General features: G+C 64.3%; 1 protein-coding gene. It reads left to right on the plus strand.

The features are described 5' to 3' along the window. Positions 1 to 58 precede the first annotated feature (58 nt). Positions 59 to 1,132 (plus strand): IS630 family transposase, encoded by a 1,074-nt coding sequence (locus tag HKK74_RS40680; protein ID WP_312882207.1) that lies wholly within the window; start codon positions 59 to 61, stop codon positions 1,130 to 1,132. Positions 1,133 to 1,143 lie beyond the last annotated feature (11 nt).

The following is a 1,143-nucleotide window of genomic DNA, read 5'->3' on the forward strand; positions in this document are numbered from 1 at the left end:
CTAGTGGCGTGTCACGCAACGTCGGTCGGGTAATTGATCTCGCAGACCCGAGGTGTTCGTGCGTGCGTTGTCGATGGAGGAAGGCCGGAAGATCCAGCGGATCACCCGGACCGCGAAGAATCCTGTGAAGTTGCGGCGGGCGATCGTGGTGATGATGTCCGCCCAAGGCCAATCGGTCCCCGACATCACCTCATTGATGCAGGTCAGTGCGGATTACGTGCGTGATGTGATCCATGCGTTCAATGAACAGGGGTTCGGTGCGCTCGACCCAAAATGGAGCGGGGGCCGGCAACCGACGATCAGCCAGGCGACGCGTGAGCGAATCTGCCTGATCGCCAAGACGGTCCCCTCCGACTGGGGCGTCACGGGGCACTCGACCTGGAGCCTGAGGACGCTCGCCGAGCACCTGGCCAAGGCCAAGGTCGTGGTGTCGATCAGCCGTGAGCACCTGCGTCGCATCCTGCGGAGCGAGGGTGTGGGCTGGCAGACCACCACGACTTGGAAAGCCTCCAACGACCCGGACTTCCTCGCGAAGATGCAGCGGATCCTTGCCCTGTACGACTATGCGCCCCAGGACGGGCGAGTGGTCTGCGTGGACGAATTCGGACCATTGAACCTCATGCCGCGCAAGGGCAAGTCCTGGCGGCCGCGGGGCTCACCCGCCCGGCTGCGGGCCACCTACAACCGCACCAGCGGCGTCATGCACATGCTCGCCGCCCTGGACCTGGCCACCGGCAAGATCCTCTACCGGATCCGCAAGCGCAAACGATGGATGGAATTCCTGTCATTCCTCAAGACCCTGCGGGCCCGCTGGCCAGGCGAAAGACTCTACGTGATCACCGACAACTTCTCCCCCCACAAGCACCCGAACGTGCGCGAGTGGGCGACGGCCAATGACGTGGACCTGGTGTTCTTGCCGACCTACAGTTCGTGGTTGAACTGGATCGAGTCCGAGTTCGCCGCGCTGCGCTACTTCGCGCTCAACGGCACCGATCACCGCACCCACACCGAGCAGAACGCCGCCATCGCCGGCCACATCCGCTGGCGCAACCAGCGATGCGGCCCCAAGACCGGCTTCGCCACCGACTCACCCATCCGCACCTGGACCAGTTACGCAGCCAAGGCTGCGTGACGCGCCACTAG

The sequence above is a fragment of the Actinomadura alba genome (assembly GCF_014323705.1).
GTDB lineage: Bacteria > Actinomycetota > Actinomycetes > Streptosporangiales > Streptosporangiaceae > Actinomadura_C > Actinomadura_C alba.